Here is a 20,350-nt window from a genome sequence, read left to right as displayed (position 1 = left end):
TAGCATATGAACGTTATTTTAATATGAATTATAATAATGATATATAAAATCTCTTGTATAATTATATCCTGTTAAAGATTATAATTCTTTAAATCCATTAACAAATATCCATTTCATCAATAACTTTTCTACACCTTTTACTTTTGTAGCAACAAATTTTGGAGCTAGAATAACAGCTCCTAAGGCTGATACTAAAACTAATATAAATCTATTTAAATGTAAAATGTATGGTAAGCTAAAACGAATTGCTATAAATAAAAACGCATAGCCTAAAAAATTATACAAATTTGCTTTGTGTTTTAATTTCATTTTTAATTCTGTTTATTGTATTTAGCTTTTTTACTCCCAGAATACATTACATACTTTACTAATCTAGATTCTAAATGACTATTATAGACTTTTATTTTTCTAGAAGGTCTTAATCCTATATATTTTAAAGCTTCTAAATTAGAGGTGATAAACCATGCATCTGTACCTGCATAATGTTGTTTTAAGGTATCTCCTATTTCTTTGTAGAATTCTTCCATTTCAATATCTAAACGCTCTCCATAAGGCGGATTAAAGACAATATGCAGATGATTTTCCATTGTTTTTTCAGTTTCAAAAAAATTAAACTGTCCTACAGAAATGTATTCAGATAAATTCGCATTATCAATATTATCTTGTGCTTTTTTAATTGCAGAAGGTGCCTTATCATAACCCGCAATTCTAAAATGAAACTCTCTTGTTTTATTAAGACAGCTGTCTACAATTTTTTCAAACAAATCCTCATCGTAATCTGCCCATTTTTCAAAAGCAAATTCTTTCCTGTTAATATTTACAGGTATATTACAGGCAATCATAGCTGCTTCTATTAAGAGCGTTCCACTACCACACATAGGGTCTAAAAAATCGGACTGCCCATCCCAACCACTTAGCAGTAAAATACCTGCTGCCAAAACTTCATTAATCGGTGCAATATTAGTAGCAGTTTTATAGCCTCTCTGGTGCAATGATTTTCCTGAAGTATCTAGAGCTACATTACAATGGTTTTTCTGAATATGAATATTTATTCTGATGTCTGGAAACTTAATATCTACATTAGGTCGTTGTCCATCAGTGTCTCTAAATTTATCTACAATAGCATCTTTAACCTTTTGGGATACATATAAAGAATGTGTGAAATTTTCTGAATTTATAGTAGTATCTATAGCAAAGGTAGTGTCTGGAGAAAGGTAATTGCTCCAATCAAAAGCATAAATTTTCTGGTATAATTCTTCTTCGTTTGTAACCAAAAAAGAATGGATTGGTTTTACAATTTTAATAGCCGTTCTTAAACACAAGTTAGCTTTATACATAAAACCAGTGTCTCCATCAAAACTAACGCTTCTTATACCTTCTTTAATATTTTGAGCACCTAGTTTTCGTAATTCTTTCGCTAAAACCTCTTCAAAACCAAACATAGTTTTAGCGACCATTTTAAAATTATTCTCCATAAATTGTTAAAATAATACCACAAAAATACAGTATTTTTACACCTTAGGGTTAACATTCCATATAAACCTAACAACCATACATGATCTATTTATTACCAGCATTATCCGTTCTATTAAGTTTTCTTTTTGTATTTATTTTAAAACCTAAAAAAAAAGAAGGTTTTAAGCTTCTTTTAGCCTTTAGTGGTGCCTTTTTATTGGCATTAACTTTATTTGAATTACTACCAGAAATTTATATGAATTCAGATTCTAAAACCAATGGTGTTTTTATCATGTTAGGGATACTTCTTCAGATATTTCTAGAATTTTTTTCTAAAGGTGCAGAACATGGTCATGTACATATAAATACCAAAAAAAAACAATTTCCTTGGTTGGTGTTTGTGAGTTTGTGTATTCACTCTTTATTAGAAGGCACCCCTATAGATGATCATCACAATATTTTATATGGTATTTTAATTCATAAAATTCCAATTGCTATTATCCTCAGCATATTTTTACTAGCCTCTAAAATGAAATTATATAATGCTGTATTATTTATTATCGTATTTTCATTAATGACGCCATTAGGAACATATCTCTCCTCTAATTTTAATATCATTTCTCAATATGCCGAACCATTAACTGCATTAGCAATAGGTGTATTTTTACATATTTCTACGGTAATTCTGTTTGAAAGTTCTGAAGGACATAAATTTAATCTTAGAAAATTACTCGTTATCATCATAGGGATCATAATTGCATACTTTATATAATGTTTAGTAAAGAAGAAGCTAAAAAATTACGTGAAGATTTTTGGATTTCCTTTGGAAAATCGTTTCCAAGAAAATGGATTTTATACAACACCAAAATAAAAGACTTCTCTTTTAAGTTTCATTTTACGAAGCAAAAAGCAATGGTATCTATAGACATTGCACATACAGATATTGAAAAAAGAATTGAATTATGGGATAAATTAGTTTCGCTACAAGCTATTTTAAAAAACGATTATTTACCTGAAGCTATTTTTGAAGATTATTATGTATTGGAAAATCAAAAAGATATTTCTAGAATTTATGTGGAAAAATTAGGAGTATCTATACACAACAAAAATACATGGCAAGAAACGATGTTATTTTTAAAAGCGTCTATGGAGCAGATAGAAGCTTTTTATGAATCGTATGAGACCATTATTAATCCTTAAACAACATCTAAATAAATCATCAGCCAATGGCTTATACTACCACCTAAAACAAACAAATGCCATATAAAATGATTATGAGGTATTTTTTTAACGGCATAAAAGATAATTCCAACGGTATAAAATGCTCCTCCTAACATCAATAAATTTAGACCCAATGAAGTGGTATTAGCAATTAAGTTTTGTAGATCAAAAACAATGAGCCAACCCATTACTAAATAAAGTAAGAGCGAAACAATTTCGAACCTTCCTGTAAAGAATAATTTTAAAATGGCACCAAATAAAGTAATTCCCCAAACTATAGAAAAAATAAGCCATCCATTACCGTTGATTAAGGTAATTAATGCTACTGGTGTATAGGTACCAGCAATTAAAAAGTAAATACTAATATGGTCTAAAATTCGCAATTTATTTTTTAAAATAATTTCTTTTGCGGCATGGTAGCTTGTAGAAGCCACATATAAAAGAATTATTGTAAAACTATATAGTATAATAGAAAAAAAAGCATATTCCGTTTTATCGGTATTCTTGCTTAAAAGGAATCCAAAACCAACAAATCCTAAAACAATACCAATAGCATGTGAAATGGTGTTGAGTACTTCTTCGTTTTTGTAAATTGATTGGTTTTGCATACTGCAAATTTAGTAAATAACCTCGGGGCAAGCCCACGAGACATTAAAAGGAAGAATTCATATTGATTTCGATGCAAGCGTTTCAGTATTTTAAATCTCGGTTATCGAGTAAAACGTTTCGCTTTATTTGCAGTTGATTATAGCGTTACTATTCCTATTTTTTAGCCCAGATGGTCTCAAACCATTCGCACACAACTAGCATTTCTTCAGTAGGTTTCTCTTCACTTTCTACTAAAGCACTTTTAAAAAAATCCCAATGTGCTTTTCGCCATTTTTTGAGCGGTTCCATATTTGTTCCCATATCTATTGTAGCATAGGCTTTAGAAACTTTAATAAATGGGATAGTATCTACTTTTCTAATTTCAATAATCGCTTGTGCTTTTCCGTCAAAATTAGTTATAATATGTTTTGTTCCAACTTTCGGTAAATCAGCATTAGCCTGTTTGTACCAAGCATATAAGCCAGAACTCGCTTTCTTTTTTCCATTCACAACTAATTCTGCTAACCTGTTTGCATCTTTTTCATTATTATGAAAATACCAAGATTCAGGAATTTCATCATTTTTATATTCGGGGTATAATTTGGTAAAATCATCCCATATAGCGTAGACCGTTTTATCAATATTCGCATCTTCTTTAGACTTATTTTTACAGCTTATTGTAAAAATTAGTAGTAAAATGATTTGTAAGTATTTCATTATTTGTCAAAATTAATATGACAGCATATGTAATTTAAAGATCCTATTTCAATTTATCAGCAACCCATTTTTGCAGTTCAGGTTCGCTCATTTTGATTAACTTTTTCAATTCGTTTATCTTTTTTCATCCCATTATCTTTATTCAAAGAATAAACTTTAATAAGGCTATTTATTCCAGCTATATTAGCTGCTTCATTATTATCTTTCTCAGAAGGATTATCAATTGCGTACTTTATCCAACCTCCCATAAAATTTAATAATAAACTAGAATTTTTTTTTGTTAAATCTATTTGAAACGATTGCATACTAATAGTAACAGTAGGCGTTCCTGTAGCCCATTTTAACAAAAAAGCATTTGCCTTTTCTCGCTTATCTAAATTTTGATTTACAGGCGTATTTTCAAGCCAATTGATACAATTTACAATATCAGCTTCATATTGCTGATAATCTTTGGCAGAATCTAATTTTACATTAGTTGGAATATTAAATTCTTGAGAAAAACCAAAGTGAATGAATAAAATAGTTAGCAGTAATGTAAGTAAAGTCTTTTTAGTTTTCATTTAAAATATTTAAGTTTATCAATTTTAAAATTAGTAATGGTTTTATATGTGTAAAGGAAAGTTATTTTTCGATCGAAACTAAAGTTGTAAAATGGAAGAGTTATAATTCAGTTAACTATTTAATCATTCTTTATATATGCCAATCTTTGATAACATCTTATTTTAATAGCTCATACTGCCCATTTAGCCTAATAGTTACAATAATATCTTCGTTGGTTTCATTTCTAAAATACCAACCATGTTTTCCTTCAAAAGGAGCCGTTAATGTTCCTGCCATATTATTGGAATATGCAAGCGTATAACTCTCATAAAATACATTTTTTGGTGGATTTTCTTGTTTTACTTCACCATGAAAATCTATATAAACAATACCCTTATCTGTTGCCCATTCATATTTGGTGCTACCATATTTAAGGCTTTTAAATTTATATTCAATTCCTGTTTCAGTTGGTACGATAACCTGTATTGTATCCTCTCTTATGGTATATTGAACTTCAGGAGGTGGATTATCAGCTTCCTTAGGCCTAGGTGTACTTTTTGGAGAACCTATTTTTTCCATTTTAATTTTTCTGAAATTTAAATTAGAAGAGGCTACATTATTTTCTGTTGGTTCTGCTTCTTGATATAATTTAGCAAAACCAAAGAGTTTACCAGTTCCTAAAGGATCTAAACCATATTCTGCAGGTAAAACGGCAGTAAGTAATACAACGGCACCAACTATAAATGCAATGATGAGTGATTTTAATAATTGGCTTTTACTTATATTAGGTTGATTATGTGTCGTCATAGTTATTATCTATATTATGAAATAAAATATCCTGTTAGCTGATAACCAAACAACAAAAAGCCAGCTGCAATTAAGAGGATGTTAGTGAGTTTGGAAAATTTGATAAAACTATTATACTGTCGCCAAAATGAAATAAGTAGAAGTACAAATCCTAATGCTAAAAACTGACCAATTTCTACACCCAAATTAAAGCCTAATAAATTAGTAAAAAGTCCTTCTTTATCAAATTCAAATTCTTGTAATTTTGTTGCAAGTCCAAAGCCATGAAATAATCCAAAAATTAGAACGGCACCTTTGGTGTTAGGCTGTTTTCCAAATACTGTTTTAAACCCTCCCAAATTATCAAAACCTTTATAAACTATAGACAAGCCAATTATAGCATCTATGATATACGCATTTACTTGTATATCTATCATAACACCCAATAGAAGGGTAACACTATGCCCAAGAGTAAAATAACTTACATAGGTAATGATTTCTTTAGTTCGGTATAAAAAAAAGATAACTCCTATTAAAAAAAGTAAATGGTCATAACCAGTAATCATATGCTTAGCTCCTATATAAAGAAAAGGTCCAAAAGCAATACCTTTATTTGCTGTTAAGAATGATTGTGTCCCTCCGTCAACCCCGTGTGCATAGGCAGAAACAGAAATAAAACAACATAATATTAGCATTAATGGAGATACTATTTTCACTAACTTCATATCATATTAATTAGTGTGCATGGCCATGTTCTTTTACCTGACGAAGACTATCAAGCCTAATTTTTTCTGCTTCATCAATAGTATCTTTAACGGATGTTTTATTCTCTTCTAATATAACCTCTGGCTTAGATTGCTCTTCTAATATGGGCTCTTTACCAGATTGCTCAGTTGTTTTTTTCTTATCATTACAAGCGGTAAATAAGCTCATTGCTAGTATTAAAGTGATCATTAATGTTTTAGTTTTCATATTGTAAAAATTTAATATTGATTACTTTTCTTTGTTAAACTGTTTTTACAAAGAACAATTATATAAGGTTATGAATAATATCTTAATTATAAGAACTAAGGTAGAAAAAATTAATTACTATATATAAAGTTATAGTTGTACTGAAGATTTAGGATATTGATTCCGAAGAAAGAAAGAAAAAAGAAAGAAAGGGTAGTAAACAAAAAAAGTCCTTCATAGTATTATGAAGGACTTTTATAAAAAAGGCAACGACCTACTCTCCCACTTGGTATAGCAGTACCATCGGCGCTGATGGGCTTAACTTCCCTGTTCGGAATGGTAAGGGGTGAACCCCATCGCCATGGTCACCTTAAACTTTCTCCCCTCGATCCTCCCAAAGGGAAGAGGTCATAAGGGCAATATTGTAATAACTTCTAACTAGCATCACTTTTTTTTAGTGTGTGTAACTTATATGGTTACTGAGCGTAGCCGAAGTGAACATATTAAAGGGATAAAGGTGGTCTAAGACCACTATTTAGAATTTAAACTCGCTTACTTAAAAAGTAGCCGAAGTCGGGGTTACTGAGCGTAGCCGAAGTAATGAATGTAGATTAAAGAAAAGTAAGTTTAACTTATTAGATACTGAAAATTAATTCAGCATAAAAAAAAAGGTGTCCACTGCTACCTCTTTTCGAAGTAGCAGCGAGTGCAAGCCTATGAGCTATTAGTACCACTCGGCTACATGTATTACTACACTTCTACCTATGGCCTATCAACGTGGTCATCTCCCACGGCTCTTTAAAGAAATCTCATCTTGTGGCTGGTTTCGCGCTTATATGCTTTCAGCGCTTATCCAATCCCGACATAGCTACCCAGCAATGCTCCTGGCGGAACAACTGGTGCACCAGCGGTCAGTCCAACTCGGTCCTCTCGTACTAGAGTCAGATCCACGCAAATTTCTAACGCCCGCAGTAGATAGAGACCGAACTGTCTCACGACGTTCTGAACCCAGCTCGCGTGCCACTTTAATGGGCGAACAGCCCAACCCTTGGGACCTTCTCCAGCCCCAGGATGTGACGAGCCGACATCGAGGTGCCAAACCCCCCCGTCGATATGAGCTCTTGGGGGAGATCAGCCTGTTATCCCCGGCGTACCTTTTATCCTTTGAGCGATGGCCCTTCCATACGGAACCACCGGATCACTATGCTCTTGTTTCCAACCTGTTCGGCCTGTATGCCTCTCAGTCAAGCACCCTTGTGCCATTGCACTCTACGCACGGTTACCAAGCGTGCTGAGGGTACCTTTAGAAGCCTCCGTTACTCTTTTGGAGGCGACCACCCCAGTCAAACTACCCACCACGCACTGTTCTCTCACAAGAGAGTTAGGCCTCAGACAAGTAAAGGCTGGTATTTCAACAATGACTCCACAACACCTAGCGATGCCACTTCATAGTCTCCCAGCTATCCTACACATTACTTGACCAAGGTCAATACGAAGCTATAGTAAAGGTGCACGGGGTCTTTTCGTCCCACTGCGGGTAACCGGCATCTTCACCGATACTACAATTTCACCGAGCTCATGGCCGAGACAGTGTCCAGATCGTTGCACCATTCGTGCAGGTCGGAACTTACCCGACAAGGAATTTCGCTACCTTAGGACCGTTATAGTTACGGCCGCCGTTTACTGGGGCTTCAATTCAATGCCTCGCCGAAGCTAACATCTCCTCTTAACCTTCCAGCACCGGGCAGGTGTCAGGCCCTATACGTCATCTCTCGATTTTGCAGAGCCCTGTGTTTTTGATAAACAGTCGCCTGGACCTCTTCACTGCGGCCCACCTAAAAGGTGGGCGACCCTTCTCCCGAAGTTACGGGTCTATTTTGCCTAGTTCCTTAGCCATGAATCTCTCGAGCGCCTTAGAATACTCATCCCAACCACCTGTGTCGGTTTACGGTACGGGCTGCTTCACTTGTTTTTCTCGGTAGATCTTACGCTAGATTATCACCTTGACCGAAGTCGCAGTGTACTATCGGGGTGTCACCACTCCCTTCAACGTACTATTCCGTCTGTACGCACTAACTCCAGATCCACGTCACTTTTAATGTGAGCAGGTAGCAGAATATTAACTGCTTGTCCATCCACTACCCCTTTCGGGTTCGCGTTAGGTCCCGACTGACCCCCAGCTGATTAGCATAGCTGGGGAAACCTTGGTCTTTCGGCGTGCGGGTTTCTCGCCCGCATTATCGTTACTTATGCCTACATTTTCGTTTCTATACGTTCCAGCATGTCTTACAACACACCTTCAACACCTATAGAATGCTCCCCTACCCCTCTGTACCGTGTACAGAAGCCATAGCTTCGGTGGTATACTTATGCCCGATTATTATCCATGCGGAATCGCTCGACCAGTGAGCTGTTACGCACTCTTTAAATGAATGGCTGCTTCCAAGCCAACATCCTGGCTGTCTATGCAATTCCACCGCGTTATATCAACTTAGCATACACTTGGGGACCTTAGCTGATGGTCCGGGTTCTTTCCCTCTCGGACATGGACCTTAGCACCCATGCCCTCACTGCATACAATCATTTTATAGCATTCGGAGTTTGTCAGGAATTGGTAGGCGGTGAAGCCCCCGCATCCAATCAGTAGCTCTACCTCTATAAAACTATGTATACGCTGCACCTAAATGCATTTCGGGGAGTACGAGCTATTTCCGAGTTTGATTGGCCTTTCACCCCTACCCACAGGTCATCCCAAGACTTTTCAACGTCAACGGGTTCGGTCCTCCACTTTGGGTTAACAAAGCTTCAACCTGCCCATGGGTAGATCACACGGTTTCGCGTCTACTACTACTAACTAAAACGCCCTATTCAGACTCGCTTTCGCTACGGCTCCAATTCTTAAAATCTTAACCTTGCTAGTAAAAGTAACTCGTAGGCTCATTATGCAAAAGGCACGCCGTCACACATAAATGCGCTCCGACCGCTTGTAAGCGTATGGTTTCAGGATCTTTTTCACTCCCTTATTCAGGGTTCTTTTCACCTTTCCCTCACGGTACTGGTTCACTATCGGTCTCTCAGGAGTATTTAGCCTTACCGGATGGTCCCGGCAAATTCATACAAGGTTTCACGTGCCCCGCACTACTCAGGATACCACTATCAATAACGCTCTTTACTTATACGGGACTATCACCCTCTGTGGTCACTCTTTCCAAAGTGTTCTAATTCATTGCGCATTAAATAGCGTGGTCCTACAACCCCAATTATGCCGAAACATAATTGGTTTGGGCTAATCCGCGTTCGCTCGCCACTACTAACGGAATCACTATTGTTTTCTCCTCCTCCGGCTACTTAGATGTTTCAGTTCACCGGGTTTGCTTGCCTTGCGGCATAACTGGCCTTCAACCAGCTGGGTTGCCCCATTCGGATATCTACGGATCATAAGTTGTGTGCACCTCACCGTAGCTTTTCGCAGCTTATCACGTCCTTCTTCGCCTCTGAGAGCCTAGGCATTCCCCATACGCCCTTTCCTAGCTTGTCACTAGTCCTTTTTTAATTCTAATCTTTGTACTTATCGTACTTCTCTTTACTCTAATTCGTTTCTCTTTAATTCTGTTATATATAGATATCCTGTAGATCCTATATATAACCTTTATCCCAATATGTCAATGAACTTTTTATCCTGAATTCAGTTCAGGATCTCTTTATAAAAGCACCAATGTAAAATTGACGCAAACTTTAAAGAGGTACTGAAACGAGTTCAGCACTCGTGGAGAATATCGGAGTCGAACCGATGACCTCCTGCGTGCAAGGCAGGCGCTCTAGCCAGCTGAGCTAATCCCCCATGTTTTAGTTATGAGTTATTAGTTATGAGTTTTTAGTTGATGCCCGGGTTAATTAAAACTTAACACTCAACACTTAAAACTAAGTCTCTCAACTTCTAAAATTTCCTTTCAATTTATACTAATGAACGTATTTCTAAAACTTAATTATTATTAAATATATCTAATAATAAATCAGCCTTAGGCTGTAGTCTCAGGCAGACTCGAACTGCCGACCTCTACATTATCAGTGTAGCGCTCTAACCAGCTGAGCTATGAGACTCTCACTTTTTTGTTACTATTGCTTCACTTTTAAAAAACTAACAATACTAACTTCCAATATTTATAATGAACATATCAAAAAAGACAACTAGACATTTAATAAAAAATCTTATCAAAATTTAGAACAAGTATAATAAAGCTATGAGTTAAGCTAAAAATTCTATAGATAATAATTACTCATTATCTGCATAACTGGTCGTGAACTTCTCTAGAAAGGAGGTGTTCCAGCCGCACCTTCCGGTACGGCTACCTTGTTACGACTTAGCCCTAGTTACCGATCTTGCCCTAGGCCGCTCCTTACGGTGACGGACTTCAGGCACTCCCGGCTTCCATGGCTTGACGGGCGGTGTGTACAAGGCCCGGGAACGTATTCACCGGATCATGGCTGATATCCGATTACTAGCGATTCCAGCTTCACGGAGTCGAGTTGCAGACTCCGATCCGAACTGTGACCGGTTTTGTAGATTCGCTCCTTATCACTAAGTGGCTGCTCTCTGTACCGGCCATTGTAGCACGTGTGTGGCCCAGGACGTAAGGGCCGTGATGATTTGACGTCATCCCCACCTTCCTCACGGTTTGCACCGGCAGTCCCGTTAGAGTCCCCATCTTTACATGCTGGCAACTAACGGCAGGGGTTGCGCTCGTTATAGGACTTAACCTGACACCTCACGGCACGAGCTGACGACAACCATGCAGCACCTTGTAATATGTCCGAAGAAAACTCTATCTCTAAAGCTGTCATACTACATTTAAGCCCTGGTAAGGTTCCTCGCGTATCATCGAATTAAACCACATGCTCCACCGCTTGTGCGGGCCCCCGTCAATTCCTTTGAGTTTCATTCTTGCGAACGTACTCCCCAGGTGGGATACTTATCACTTTCGCTTGGCCGCGCAGTCCGAAAACCACACAGCTAGTATCCATCGTTTACGGCGTGGACTACCAGGGTATCTAATCCTGTTCGCTACCCACGCTTTCGTCCATCAGCGTCAATATATTGTTAGTGATCTGCCTTCGCAATCGGTATTCTAAGTAATATCTATGCATTTCACCGCTACACTACTTATTCTAACCACTTCACAATAATTCAAGACCGCCAGTATCAAAGGCAATTTTACAGTTGAGCTGCAAACTTTCACCTCTGACTTAACAGCCCGCCTACGGACCCTTTAAACCCAATAATTCCGGATAACGCTCGGACCCTCCGTATTACCGCGGCTGCTGGCACGGAGTTAGCCGGTCCTTATTCTTACAGTACCGTCATCAGTGCTCACGAGCACCTTATTCTTCCTGTATAAAAGCAGTTTACAACCCATAGGGCAGTCTTCCTGCACGCGGCATGGCTGGATCAGGCTCTCGCCCATTGTCCAATATTCCTCACTGCTGCCTCCCGTAGGAGTCTGGTCCGTGTCTCAGTACCAGTGTGGGGGATCTCCCTCTCAGGACCCCTACCCATCATCGTCTTGGTAAGCCGTTACCTTACCAACTAACTAATGGGACGCATACTCATCTTATACCGTAACCTTTAATTATATAATCATGCGACTTTATAATACCATGAGGTGTTAATCTTCGTTTCCAAAGGCTATCCCTCAGTATAAGGTAGATTGTATACGCGTTGCGCACCCGTGCGCCGGTCGTCATCAAGTGCAAGCACTCATGTTACCCCTCGACTTGCATGTGTTAGGCCTGCCGCTAGCGTTCATCCTGAGCCAGGATCAAACTCTTCATCGTTGTTTTGTAAATATTATATATCCACTTCCCAATAACTCAAATTATCATCCTAACTCATTAACTATATTAAAACTTGTTCTAAATCCTAATATCTCTTTATCTTATATCTTATATGTGGTCATTATTTGATTCCTAAAAAACCAAACAACAACTATCATACGCGTTGTCTTTTCTATATGTCAATGAACTTTTTTATTCCCTTAACTAAACCATTGTTTAACTAAGCGGGTGCAAATATACATACCTTTTTTATCCCAACAAGAATTTTTTAAGCTTTTTTTGGAAAAAAATTATAATTTTTATAATACACTAGAAACTAAACGATTAAGTTGGTTATTTTTTAAAATAAATTAAAATAGATTGTATAAAATGTAAGGTATACGCATAGCTATTAGCTATTACTTTTTATTAGACCATTTGTTTGTTAACTGAGAATAGTCATAACTTAAGGCTGTATTCTGTTTTTCTAATTTAAAATCTGCAAAAGCGCGTAGTAATATATCTTCTATTAAATAGTCTTCGTGCACACTTTCAGGATGAAATTCTTCTTTTAAACTAATATCAAATAACTTTGCTGTAGTATTATACCAAAAAGCCCGCCAACCATTACGCAATTCTTTTACTAATCTAAAAGCTGTAGTTGCTGTTTGACGATGAATAAGCTTTACTAATATTTGCCCTTCTGTACGAGTCAATTTTTTTAATTCTGCAGAAAACTCTTCTTCTATATATTTTTGAACTTTTTTTGTGTAACGTTTTCTTTTGGATTTTTTCTTAATAAATTTTAGACTATCATTAAGTTCTATTAAACGCTCTGCCGCTAGTTTAGCATACGGGTATACCTTTAACGTTTTTCTTCGTAATATATAATAACGTAGTTTTTCTTCTTTATTAGAAAATTTAAGTTTACTAAAAATATAAACTTCATCCAAAGGAATAGAACTTTGAATAATGGTATCACCTTCTATTATTATTCTTTTCTCTACAATAGAATCTTGAGGAATTTCTTCTACTTGCGACCATCCAAAAAAAGAGGAGATCAATAAAAAAATGAATATATACTTCCTTTTCATAAAAAATTTTAAAAAATATAAATTTTGGCTAAAATTAAGAATAAACATGATAACTCTATATTAAATAAAAGTGAATATTCTTAACTTAGCTTTTAAATCTAAAATTAAATGAGCAAAAAAAAAATACTTACAAAAAAGTCGATCAACTTTTTAGAAAAATATTTAAATAATGCTGCTCCTACTGGTTATGAGTGGGAAGGTCAGAAAATATGGATGGACTACCTAAAACCTTATGTAGATACTTTTATTACTGATACTTATGGTACTGCCGTAGCTGTTATTAATCCTGATGCAAAATACAAAGTTGTTATTGAAGGGCATGCTGATGAAATCTCTTGGTATGTAAATTACATTTCTGATAATGGTCTTATTTACGTTATTAGAAATGGAGGTAGTGATCATCAGATAGCGCCTTCTAAAATTGTTAATATACACACCAAAAAAGGTATTGTTAAAGGTGTTTTTGGATGGCCCGCGATACATACTAGAAACAGAGCTAAAGAAGAAGCTCCAAAACCAGATAATATTTTTATAGACGTAGGAGCTAAAAATAAAGAAGAGGTAGAAAAAATGGGAGTGCATATTGGGTGTGTGATTACCTATCCTGATGAGTTTCATATTTTAAATGATGATAAGTTTGTTTGTAGAGCCTTAGATAATCGTATGGGTGGCTTTATGATTGCCGAAGTAGCGCGCCTTTTACATGAAAACAAGAAAAAATTACCATTTGGATTATACATCACCAACTCTGTACAAGAAGAAATAGGTTTAAGAGGAGCGGAAATGATTGCGGAACGTATTCAACCAAATGCAGCTATCGTTACAGATGTAACGCATGATACTACCACTCCAATGATTAATAAAAAAGTACAAGGTTTTGCCGAAATTGGTTCTGGTCCAGTAGTGGCGTATGCTCCTGCGGTACAACAAAAATTGCGAGATTTAATTACGGAAACTGCCGAGGATAAGAAAATTCCTTTTCAGAGAGCTGCTTTATCTAGAGCTACTGGTACCGATACTGATGCTTTTGCTTATAGTGGTAGTGGTGTAGCCAGTGCTTTAATTTCTTTACCCTTACGCTATATGCATACCACTGTAGAAATGGTACATAGAGATGATGTTGAAAATGTTATCAGATTGATATACGAGACATTATTAAATATTAAAGATGGTGAAACCTTTAGTTATTTTGAGTAGCATCCCTTCTTATAAAGAGATGACTTTTATTTTATAATGGATGAATTAATAGATGTATTAGATACGGACGGTAATTACACCGGAAAAACTATATTAAAGTCTAAAGCACATGCTGAAGGCATTTTTCATCCAACAGTCCATATATGGTTTTATACTACTGATGGACTAATAGTAATACAGCAAAGAGGGAAAACAAAAAAGGTTTTCCCTCTTTTATGGGATGTTTCTGTTGCAGGACATATAGGTGCTGGAGAACCTATTATAAATGCTGCGCTAAGAGAAATAGAAGAAGAAATTGGCATTAAAGTTTCTGAATCTGAACTTTGTAAAATTGGTGTTTTTAAAGCTTCTCACACACATACCCCTATTTTAATTGATAACGAATTTCATCACACATTTTTATGTGAATTAAAAGTGCCTTTTGAAACTCTTATAAAACAAGATGCTGAAATTGAAAATTTAACTCTAATTGATCTTGCTACATTTTCAGTAGAAACTTGCAAGCATTTAAACCCTCCAAAATATGTTCCGCATGGAACTGAATATTACAAAACGATAATTACGGAAATACATAACCGATTAAAAAAACCTGCTTAATGTGCAGGTTTTAAATTGATATTTTATTTTACTTCAAAAACAGTAGCATGTTAGATGATATAGTATTTACTTTTCTAAGGTTTTTATAAACTTTTCTGCTTCGTTAAGCTTATAGGTTTCTTGGTTTCTAGTTTCCATATTCTTAACTACAAAAGAATTATCTTCCAATTCTTGTGCTCCTATTAAAATAACAAATGGAACCTTTCTATTATTGGCGTATTTCATTTGCTTTTGCATTTTAGCACTACTAGGGTATACATCTGCCTTTATATCAGACTTCCTTAATTGCATCACTAATTTTAATGCTGCAAAGGCTTCTTGATCTCCAAAATTAACACAAAGCACATCTAAAGATTGTGCTATAGCCTGCGGAAATAGATTTAATTCTTCTAAAACTAAATAAATACGATCTAAACCAAAAGATACGCCTACGCCACTCACATTTTTTAAACCAAAAATCCCGGTTAAATCGTCATAACGACCTCCACCACCAATAGACCCCATACGTACTCCTTCTGGAGCTGCTACTTCTAAAATAGCACCTGTATAATAATTTAGTCCACGTGCTAGAGTTACATCTATACTTAGTTTTGCAGATTGTAAGCCTAACTCTTCTATTGTTTTAACAATAAATCTCAATTCCTCAACACCTTTAGTACCTTCTTCTGAAGTTTCTAACAAATTCTCTAGAGCTTTTAACTGTTCTAAGTTAGTACCTGATAATGAAAATAATGGAGCTGCTTTTCTAATGGCAGATTCAGAAATACCTTTTGCTAGCATTTCTTTCTGTACCCCTTCTACTCCTATTTTATCTAATTTATCTAATGCTACCGTAAAATCTATTAATAAATGTTTAGCACCTATAACTTCTGCTATGCCTGCAAGTATTTTTCTATTGTTTAATTTGATGTTGACACCATTTAACTTTAAAGCAGTAAAAACAGTATCATAGAGTTGTATGAGTTCTATTTCTTGTAAAAGTGAATTAGAACCTACAATATCTGCATCACACTGATAAAATTCTCTAAACCTACCCTTTTGGGGCTTATCTGCTCTCCATACAGGTTGTATTTGATATCTTTTAAAAGGAAAATCTATTTCGTTCTGATGCATTACTACATAACGGGCAAAGGGTACTGTAAGATCATAGCGCAGTGCCTTTTCAGATATTTTTGGTGTTAATGAGCTTGATTTTTTAGAACTATACGTAACATCATCTACCTTACTAATAAAATCTCCTGAGTTTAATATTTTAAAGATCAAACGATCTCCTTCATCTCCATATTTCCCCATTAAAGTATCCGAATTTTCAAAAGATGGTGTCTCTATTGGTTGAAATCCAAATGTTGTAAAGTGTTTTTTTACGATATCAAAAATATAATTTCGTTTTACTACTTCATTAGGAGTAAAATCTCTTGTCCCTTTTGGTATGGATGGTTTTTGTGCCATTACGGTATATTATAGTAATTAGAATCTTAAATAATACTAATCTAGGTTTGTTGTTATTGCTATTTTTAAGCTGTGGTTATAATTTTCTCAAACCACTTATACAAATCTCCTTTGGTAATTACTGCTCCTTGTTGTATGAGTTGAAATTTATCTAAATTCTTATCATCTGTATATGCTTTAGCTGCAGTAAGGTATTCTACAAAGTCTGACTGCCAGTTTTTTCTAAACCAAGAAAAACCTACTTCAGTATTTAAATCTATTTCAGGGTTCATAATTTTAACAGAAATCAGTTTCATTTCATTAGCGGTTAAAAAGAATAAATGCATTTGCTGCGCACTTATATTTTCTAAGTATTGTACTTTGGTTAACACGCCTTCCCAAACCAGATCACAAAATACATCTATTTCTTCTTCTGCTACTTCTGGCTTATTTTTTTTTAATTCATCCCACTCATCCCCTGTAATAGATTGGGTTGCTAAAAAATTAATAAACTCTTGGTGTAATTCTTCTAACTGTTGTTTTGTTAGTCTTGTATATTTCATATAACGAAATGTCTTCTCTAATTTCAATTGTTTGTAAAAATAAAAAAGGCTATACGATTATGCACACCTTTTCAGTATAATAATATAATTTCTTATGGTATCTAGATCTAAGCTTTCATTTAGAAGTTCCAAAGGTAAAATATTTGATTAACCAACTTATACGTAATAATTGGCTGGCTTTTACATAAGAAAGCTTGACAATGATATCATTGTCAAGCTTAAATAATTGGTATTTTAGTATAAAGTAATTTAACTTTTTAGTTAAAAATATATCTAAGTCCCACTTGCGCTCTCCATCTTGATGTTTCGAAAGTATTTGGAGTGAAAGTTTGAGTTTGATCTGGATTAAAAGTAAAAGTTGGCGTATTGGTATCATCTACACTCACTCCTAAAACCTGATCGAATGCTTGTACATCTACAACTCCCCAATTAGAGTTGAATAGGTTACCAATATTTAGAATATCTACACTCACTTGAAATTTATTCTTATCATTTAATTTGATGTCTTGGAGAATTTTAACGTCCCAACTGCCTCTCCAAGGTGCTAAAGCGGCATAACGCTCTGCATACTGACCTCTATTATCACTTAAATAATCGTCTTGTTGAATAAAAGCTTCAAAAGCTTCTGCTTGTCCTGCTCCACTAAATTGCATTTGCCCAAGTTCGTCAGCAGTGGGTATATACAATAAATCGTTTATAGCTGAACCATCATTATTGATATCGCCTCCATAAATATAATTATATCTACCACCTTGAGCATACTCAAAAAATGTAGAAATAGTAGTCCCAGTTTTAAATGCCTTAGATATTACTCCTATTATTCTGTGTTTATCCCCAAAACGAGAATTAGATAGCACATCAACATTTGCATCGCCTACAACTGCATTTGCATTAAAAGCATCACTTGTGATTTCTGCATCAATAGAGTTTACTTCTTTTGCATCTAAATAACTATAGGCTAATTGTGCGTATAAACCATTATCCCATGTCTTTTGTGCTTTTACAGCGGCATTAATAATTCTACCCTGATCAGAATTTGTAAATACAAATGCTGAATTACCTCTATCTGCATCAGCATATCTTGCTCTATTATCTATTCCAGCCAAATTCTCAGTAGGAGGTCTTAACCCCCAATTTTGCACATGAGCTGCATTTAAATCTTTTGTATAAGAAACATCTCCTGTAAGTACTACTCCATTATCTAAACGTTTATCAACACCAATATTTGTACGCCATACTTGTGGCCATTTAAAATCTGGGTCTACAATTTGATAAAAGAAAAAGTCAGTTGCCTGAACTTGATTTCCTAACCAAACAAATGGAAAACGACCTGTAAAAACTCCAGAACCACCTCTTAATTGTAATGAATTATCACCTTCTACATCCCAATTAAAACCAACTCTAGGAGAAATTAGCCATTGATTTGTTGGTAAGCGTTCAGAATCTAAATTAACTGTTTCATTTGTATTTGGATTAAAATAAGGTATTCCAGGATCATATGGCCCTCCTTGATCAGCTGAACCTCCTTTACGCGCAATATTTTCGCGTACTTTTTCTGCAGTGTCAAAATATAGTGGTCTATCAAAACGAATACCATAAGTTAATTTAAACCTATCATTTATATTCCATTCATCTTGCGCATAAAAAGATAGTTGACCTACATTAGTTTCTGCTAAAGCCCAACCTCCTGGTGTACCCTCTGGAGATTGATTATTTCTATTAAATGTTTCTTGGGCATTTGCAAAAGCAGCGGCATAATCATTAGGGTCAAAATCCGCTATATCAACACTACCAAAAAGGTCAAAACCATAAGCTGTTAAATTAAAGGAATTGTCAAATTGAAATTTCTCAAAAGCAAAACCTATGGTATAGGTATGGTTTCCTTTAAAATAATTCATATTATTTGTGAGCTGAAAAACTTTTTGATCTAGACGATTATTTATAGAAAAAGGTTCGTGCCCTGCAATAATATAATTTGTACCATCTTTTGTAATGTTTATAGAAGGCGCTGGTGTAGAAAATGGATTTCTAAAATCATCAAAATGCGTATAACCCACTTGCAATTTATTTGTTACTTCATCTGTTAACGTAGAGTTTAGTTCTACTTGTACAGATTGAATATTATTATTGATCTCGTATCCACTATTTTCAAATTGTAAAGTTTGTACGCTTGGTCCTCTAAATGCAATAGCATTTCTATTTGCTGGCAAACCCCTCGAGGCATTTAAGAAATTATAAATGATTGCTAACCTATTATTATCATTAATATTCCAGTCTAATTTTAAAATCCCTTTAGTAGATTCTTGATCAAAATTAAAACCTTCATATCTCCCTGTATCATAACCCAATGTAGCTAAAGCATCACTTACTGCTATTAAATCTGATTCTAAAACTCTAGACTCACTAACAGAACCTGTTCCCCTATTTGGTGTAAAACCATTGGTGCCTAAAGAGGTAAGTTCGTCTTTTTCGAAATTGGCAAAGAAGAATAATTTGTCTTTTACTATAGGCCCTCCAATACTAAAACCATACTGTTTCTGCTCTAAACCGGTTTTAGAAACTTCATCTCCATTAATTTTCCCACCTGTTAAATCATCATTTCTAAAAAAGCCATAAACTGTTCCTTTAAACTCGTTTGTTCCACTTTTTGTTACTGCATTTACAGATGCCCCAGTAAAACCAGATTGGGTTACATCATAAGGAGCTGTAGTAACTTGTATTTGCTCTATTGCATCAATAGAAATAGGTGTTGCATTTGCTTGGCCACCAGGTTGTGCTGCATCTAAACCAAATGGATTATTAAAAATTGCCCCATCTAAAGAGAAGTTATTAAACTGATCATTTCGTCCACCAAAAGAACCTCCACTTGCTGTTGGCTCTAACCTGGTAAAATCGTTTGTAGATCTAGAAATAGTTGGTAAACGAGATAATTCTCTTCTGCCCACACTAGTTTCTGCTCCTGTTCTATCACTACCAAAAGTTCCGCTTTGATCTGAAACCACAATAACCTCATCTAATGCTTGGCTATCTAATTTCATAGCAACGTTTAGATTAAATGTTTTTCCCAAGCTTAGGTACACTTCATTTTGTGTATACGTTTTAAAACCTACATAAGAAACTGTGATCTCATAAGGGCCACCTACTCTAAGGTTTAATAAATTGAATCTTCCGTCTTCATTAGTAACTGCACCATACTTGGTGCCTGTTGGGGTGTGTATCGCTACAATATTAGCACCTAGTAAAGGTTCGTTTAAATCATCGATAACAAGCCCTCTAATATTAGAGGTTGTAACTTGGGAGGAGACATTAAATGCTATAAATAATAGCATTATACAAAAAAGTAGTTTTTTATTCATAATCATTTGTTTGAGTTTATTAGTCTAATTCAAAAATAACGCAAAA

At 35.2% G+C, this 20,350-nt stretch carries 16 protein-coding genes, 2 tRNA genes and 3 rRNA genes; 4 read left to right on the top strand and 17 right to left on the bottom strand.

Annotation, left to right across the window (positions count from 1 at the left end; all coding sequences use genetic code 11):
• Positions 1–78: 78 nt before the first annotated feature.
• Together ACZ451_RS12780 and ACZ451_RS12775 are read right to left on the bottom strand one after the other, a co-directional pair.
• Positions 79–309: a hypothetical protein gene (locus ACZ451_RS12780; RefSeq protein ID WP_464212996.1), complete on the bottom strand. Its 231-nt coding sequence runs from the start codon at positions 307–309 to the stop codon at positions 79–81.
• Between the two features lie 2 nt (positions 310–311).
• Positions 312–1,475: a THUMP domain-containing class I SAM-dependent RNA methyltransferase gene (locus ACZ451_RS12775; RefSeq protein ID WP_464212994.1), complete on the bottom strand. Its 1,164-nt coding sequence runs from the start codon at positions 1,473–1,475 to the stop codon at positions 312–314.
• Between the two features lie 80 nt (positions 1,476–1,555).
• Here ACZ451_RS12775 and ACZ451_RS12770 point away from each other — a divergent pair, with 80 nt between their 5' ends.
• Positions 1,556–2,227 carry a ZIP family metal transporter gene (locus tag ACZ451_RS12770; protein ID WP_464212992.1) on the top strand — a complete coding sequence of 224 codons (672 nt, stop codon included), beginning with the start codon at positions 1,556–1,558 and terminating at the stop codon, positions 2,225–2,227.
• Entirely contained in the window at positions 2,227–2,655 is a 429-nt protein-coding gene (locus ACZ451_RS12765; protein ID WP_464212990.1) for a DUF4268 domain-containing protein, read from the top strand. The genes ACZ451_RS12770 and ACZ451_RS12765 overlap by 1 nt, the downstream gene beginning before the upstream one ends.
• On the opposite strand, the gene trhA is transcribed toward ACZ451_RS12765, so the two are convergent.
• The 12 genes from trhA to ACZ451_RS12705 all read right to left on the bottom strand — a co-directional run bounded on the left by trhA (position 2,652) and on the right by ACZ451_RS12705 (position 13,163).
• Positions 2,652–3,284 (bottom strand): PAQR family membrane homeostasis protein TrhA, encoded by a 633-nt coding sequence (gene trhA / locus ACZ451_RS12760; protein WP_464212988.1) that lies wholly within the window; start codon positions 3,282–3,284, stop codon positions 2,652–2,654. The genes ACZ451_RS12765 and trhA overlap by 4 nt on opposite strands.
• 154 nt (positions 3,285–3,438) lie before the next feature.
• Positions 3,439–3,981: an ASCH domain-containing protein gene (locus ACZ451_RS12755; RefSeq protein ID WP_464212986.1), complete on the bottom strand. Its 543-nt coding sequence runs from the start codon at positions 3,979–3,981 to the stop codon at positions 3,439–3,441.
• A 77-nt stretch (positions 3,982–4,058) separates the two neighbouring features.
• On the bottom strand, positions 4,059–4,541 hold the full coding sequence (locus tag ACZ451_RS12750; RefSeq protein ID WP_464212984.1) for a hypothetical protein: 483 nt from the start codon (positions 4,539–4,541) through the stop codon (positions 4,059–4,061).
• A 157-nt stretch (positions 4,542–4,698) separates the two neighbouring features.
• Complete coding sequence (locus tag ACZ451_RS12745; protein ID WP_464212982.1) at positions 4,699–5,328, bottom strand: hypothetical protein; 630 nt, start codon at positions 5,326–5,328, stop codon at positions 4,699–4,701.
• A gap of 14 nt (positions 5,329–5,342) precedes the next feature.
• Entirely contained in the window at positions 5,343–6,032 is a 690-nt protein-coding gene (locus tag ACZ451_RS12740) for a HupE/UreJ family protein (protein WP_464212980.1), read from the bottom strand.
• Positions 6,033–6,042: 10 nt separating this feature from the next.
• Positions 6,043–6,279 carry a hypothetical protein gene (locus ACZ451_RS12735; protein WP_464212978.1) on the bottom strand — a complete coding sequence of 79 codons (237 nt, stop codon included), beginning with the start codon at positions 6,277–6,279 and terminating at the stop codon, positions 6,043–6,045.
• Positions 6,280–6,519: 240 nt separating this feature from the next.
• Positions 6,520–6,631 (bottom strand): 5S ribosomal RNA (gene rrf / locus ACZ451_RS12730).
• A 331-nt stretch (positions 6,632–6,962) separates the two neighbouring features.
• Positions 6,963–9,797, bottom strand: a 23S ribosomal RNA gene (locus tag ACZ451_RS12725).
• Positions 9,798–10,025: 228 nt separating this feature from the next.
• Positions 10,026–10,099: transfer RNA gene (locus ACZ451_RS12720), tRNA-Ala, on the bottom strand.
• Positions 10,100–10,285: 186 nt separating this feature from the next.
• A tRNA-Ile gene (locus ACZ451_RS12715) sits at positions 10,286–10,359 on the bottom strand.
• A 211-nt stretch (positions 10,360–10,570) separates the two neighbouring features.
• Positions 10,571–12,090 (bottom strand): 16S ribosomal RNA (locus ACZ451_RS12710).
• The 16S, 23S and 5S rRNA genes sit together here with 2 tRNA genes alongside, the layout of an rRNA operon.
• 398 nt (positions 12,091–12,488) lie before the next feature.
• Entirely contained in the window at positions 12,489–13,163 is a 675-nt protein-coding gene (locus ACZ451_RS12705) for a DUF4294 domain-containing protein (protein WP_464212976.1), read from the bottom strand.
• Positions 13,164–13,271: 108 nt separating this feature from the next.
• Here ACZ451_RS12705 and ACZ451_RS12700 point away from each other — a divergent pair, with 108 nt between their 5' ends.
• Positions 13,272–14,360 (top strand): M42 family metallopeptidase, encoded by a 1,089-nt coding sequence (locus ACZ451_RS12700; RefSeq protein WP_464212974.1) that lies wholly within the window; start codon positions 13,272–13,274, stop codon positions 14,358–14,360.
• A gap of 36 nt (positions 14,361–14,396) precedes the next feature.
• Complete coding sequence (locus tag ACZ451_RS12695; RefSeq protein ID WP_464212972.1) at positions 14,397–14,957, top strand: NUDIX hydrolase; 561 nt, start codon at positions 14,397–14,399, stop codon at positions 14,955–14,957.
• A gap of 66 nt (positions 14,958–15,023) precedes the next feature.
• On the opposite strand, the gene hisS is transcribed toward ACZ451_RS12695, so the two are convergent.
• The 3 genes from hisS to ACZ451_RS12680 form a co-directional block, all read right to left on the bottom strand.
• A complete protein-coding gene (gene hisS, locus ACZ451_RS12690) occupies positions 15,024–16,406 on the bottom strand; it encodes a histidine--tRNA ligase (RefSeq protein WP_464212970.1) in 1,383 nt (460 codons plus the stop codon).
• Positions 16,407–16,471: 65 nt separating this feature from the next.
• Positions 16,472–16,948 (bottom strand): DUF6495 family protein, encoded by a 477-nt coding sequence (locus ACZ451_RS12685; RefSeq protein WP_464212968.1) that lies wholly within the window; start codon positions 16,946–16,948, stop codon positions 16,472–16,474.
• Positions 16,949–17,205: 257 nt separating this feature from the next.
• Positions 17,206–20,304 (bottom strand): TonB-dependent receptor, encoded by a 3,099-nt coding sequence (locus ACZ451_RS12680; RefSeq protein WP_464212966.1) that lies wholly within the window; start codon positions 20,302–20,304, stop codon positions 17,206–17,208.
• Positions 20,305–20,350 lie beyond the last annotated feature (46 nt).

Source organism: Allocellulophaga tsushimaensis, assembly GCF_055383085.1.
This window is presented reverse-complemented; position numbering and strand designations above follow the sequence as displayed.

What these genes read in the sequence shown, in the direction of transcription:
- ACZ451_RS12750 (WP_464212984.1), bottom strand. Translation starts at nt 4,541, where the DNA reads ATGAAAACTAAAAAGACTTTACTTACATTACTGCTAACTATTTTATTC.
- ACZ451_RS12770 (WP_464212992.1), top strand. Translation starts at nt 1,556, where the DNA reads ATGATCTATTTATTACCAGCATTATCCGTTCTATTAAGTTTTCTTTTT.
- ACZ451_RS12755 (WP_464212986.1), bottom strand. Translation starts at nt 3,981, where the DNA reads ATGAAATACTTACAAATCATTTTACTACTAATTTTTACAATAAGCTGT.
- ACZ451_RS12680 (WP_464212966.1), bottom strand. Translation starts at nt 20,304, where the DNA reads ATGAATAAAAAACTACTTTTTTGTATAATGCTATTATTTATAGCATTT.
- ACZ451_RS12700 (WP_464212974.1), top strand. Translation starts at nt 13,272, where the DNA reads ATGAGCAAAAAAAAAATACTTACAAAAAAGTCGATCAACTTTTTAGAA.
- ACZ451_RS12740 (WP_464212980.1), bottom strand. Translation starts at nt 6,032, where the DNA reads ATGAAGTTAGTGAAAATAGTATCTCCATTAATGCTAATATTATGTTGT.
- ACZ451_RS12775 (WP_464212994.1), bottom strand. Translation starts at nt 1,475, where the DNA reads ATGGAGAATAATTTTAAAATGGTCGCTAAAACTATGTTTGGTTTTGAA.
- ACZ451_RS12685 (WP_464212968.1), bottom strand. Translation starts at nt 16,948, where the DNA reads ATGAAATATACAAGACTAACAAAACAACAGTTAGAAGAATTACACCAA.
- ACZ451_RS12780 (WP_464212996.1), bottom strand. Translation starts at nt 309, where the DNA reads ATGAAATTAAAACACAAAGCAAATTTGTATAATTTTTTAGGCTATGCG.
- ACZ451_RS12695 (WP_464212972.1), top strand. Translation starts at nt 14,397, where the DNA reads ATGGATGAATTAATAGATGTATTAGATACGGACGGTAATTACACCGGA.
- hisS (WP_464212970.1), bottom strand. Translation starts at nt 16,406, where the DNA reads ATGGCACAAAAACCATCCATACCAAAAGGGACAAGAGATTTTACTCCT.
- trhA (WP_464212988.1), bottom strand. Translation starts at nt 3,284, where the DNA reads ATGCAAAACCAATCAATTTACAAAAACGAAGAAGTACTCAACACCATT.
- ACZ451_RS12705 (WP_464212976.1), bottom strand. Translation starts at nt 13,163, where the DNA reads ATGAAAAGGAAGTATATATTCATTTTTTTATTGATCTCCTCTTTTTTT.
- ACZ451_RS12735 (WP_464212978.1), bottom strand. Translation starts at nt 6,279, where the DNA reads ATGAAAACTAAAACATTAATGATCACTTTAATACTAGCAATGAGCTTA.
- ACZ451_RS12765 (WP_464212990.1), top strand. Translation starts at nt 2,227, where the DNA reads ATGTTTAGTAAAGAAGAAGCTAAAAAATTACGTGAAGATTTTTGGATT.
- ACZ451_RS12745 (WP_464212982.1), bottom strand. Translation starts at nt 5,328, where the DNA reads ATGACGACACATAATCAACCTAATATAAGTAAAAGCCAATTATTAAAA.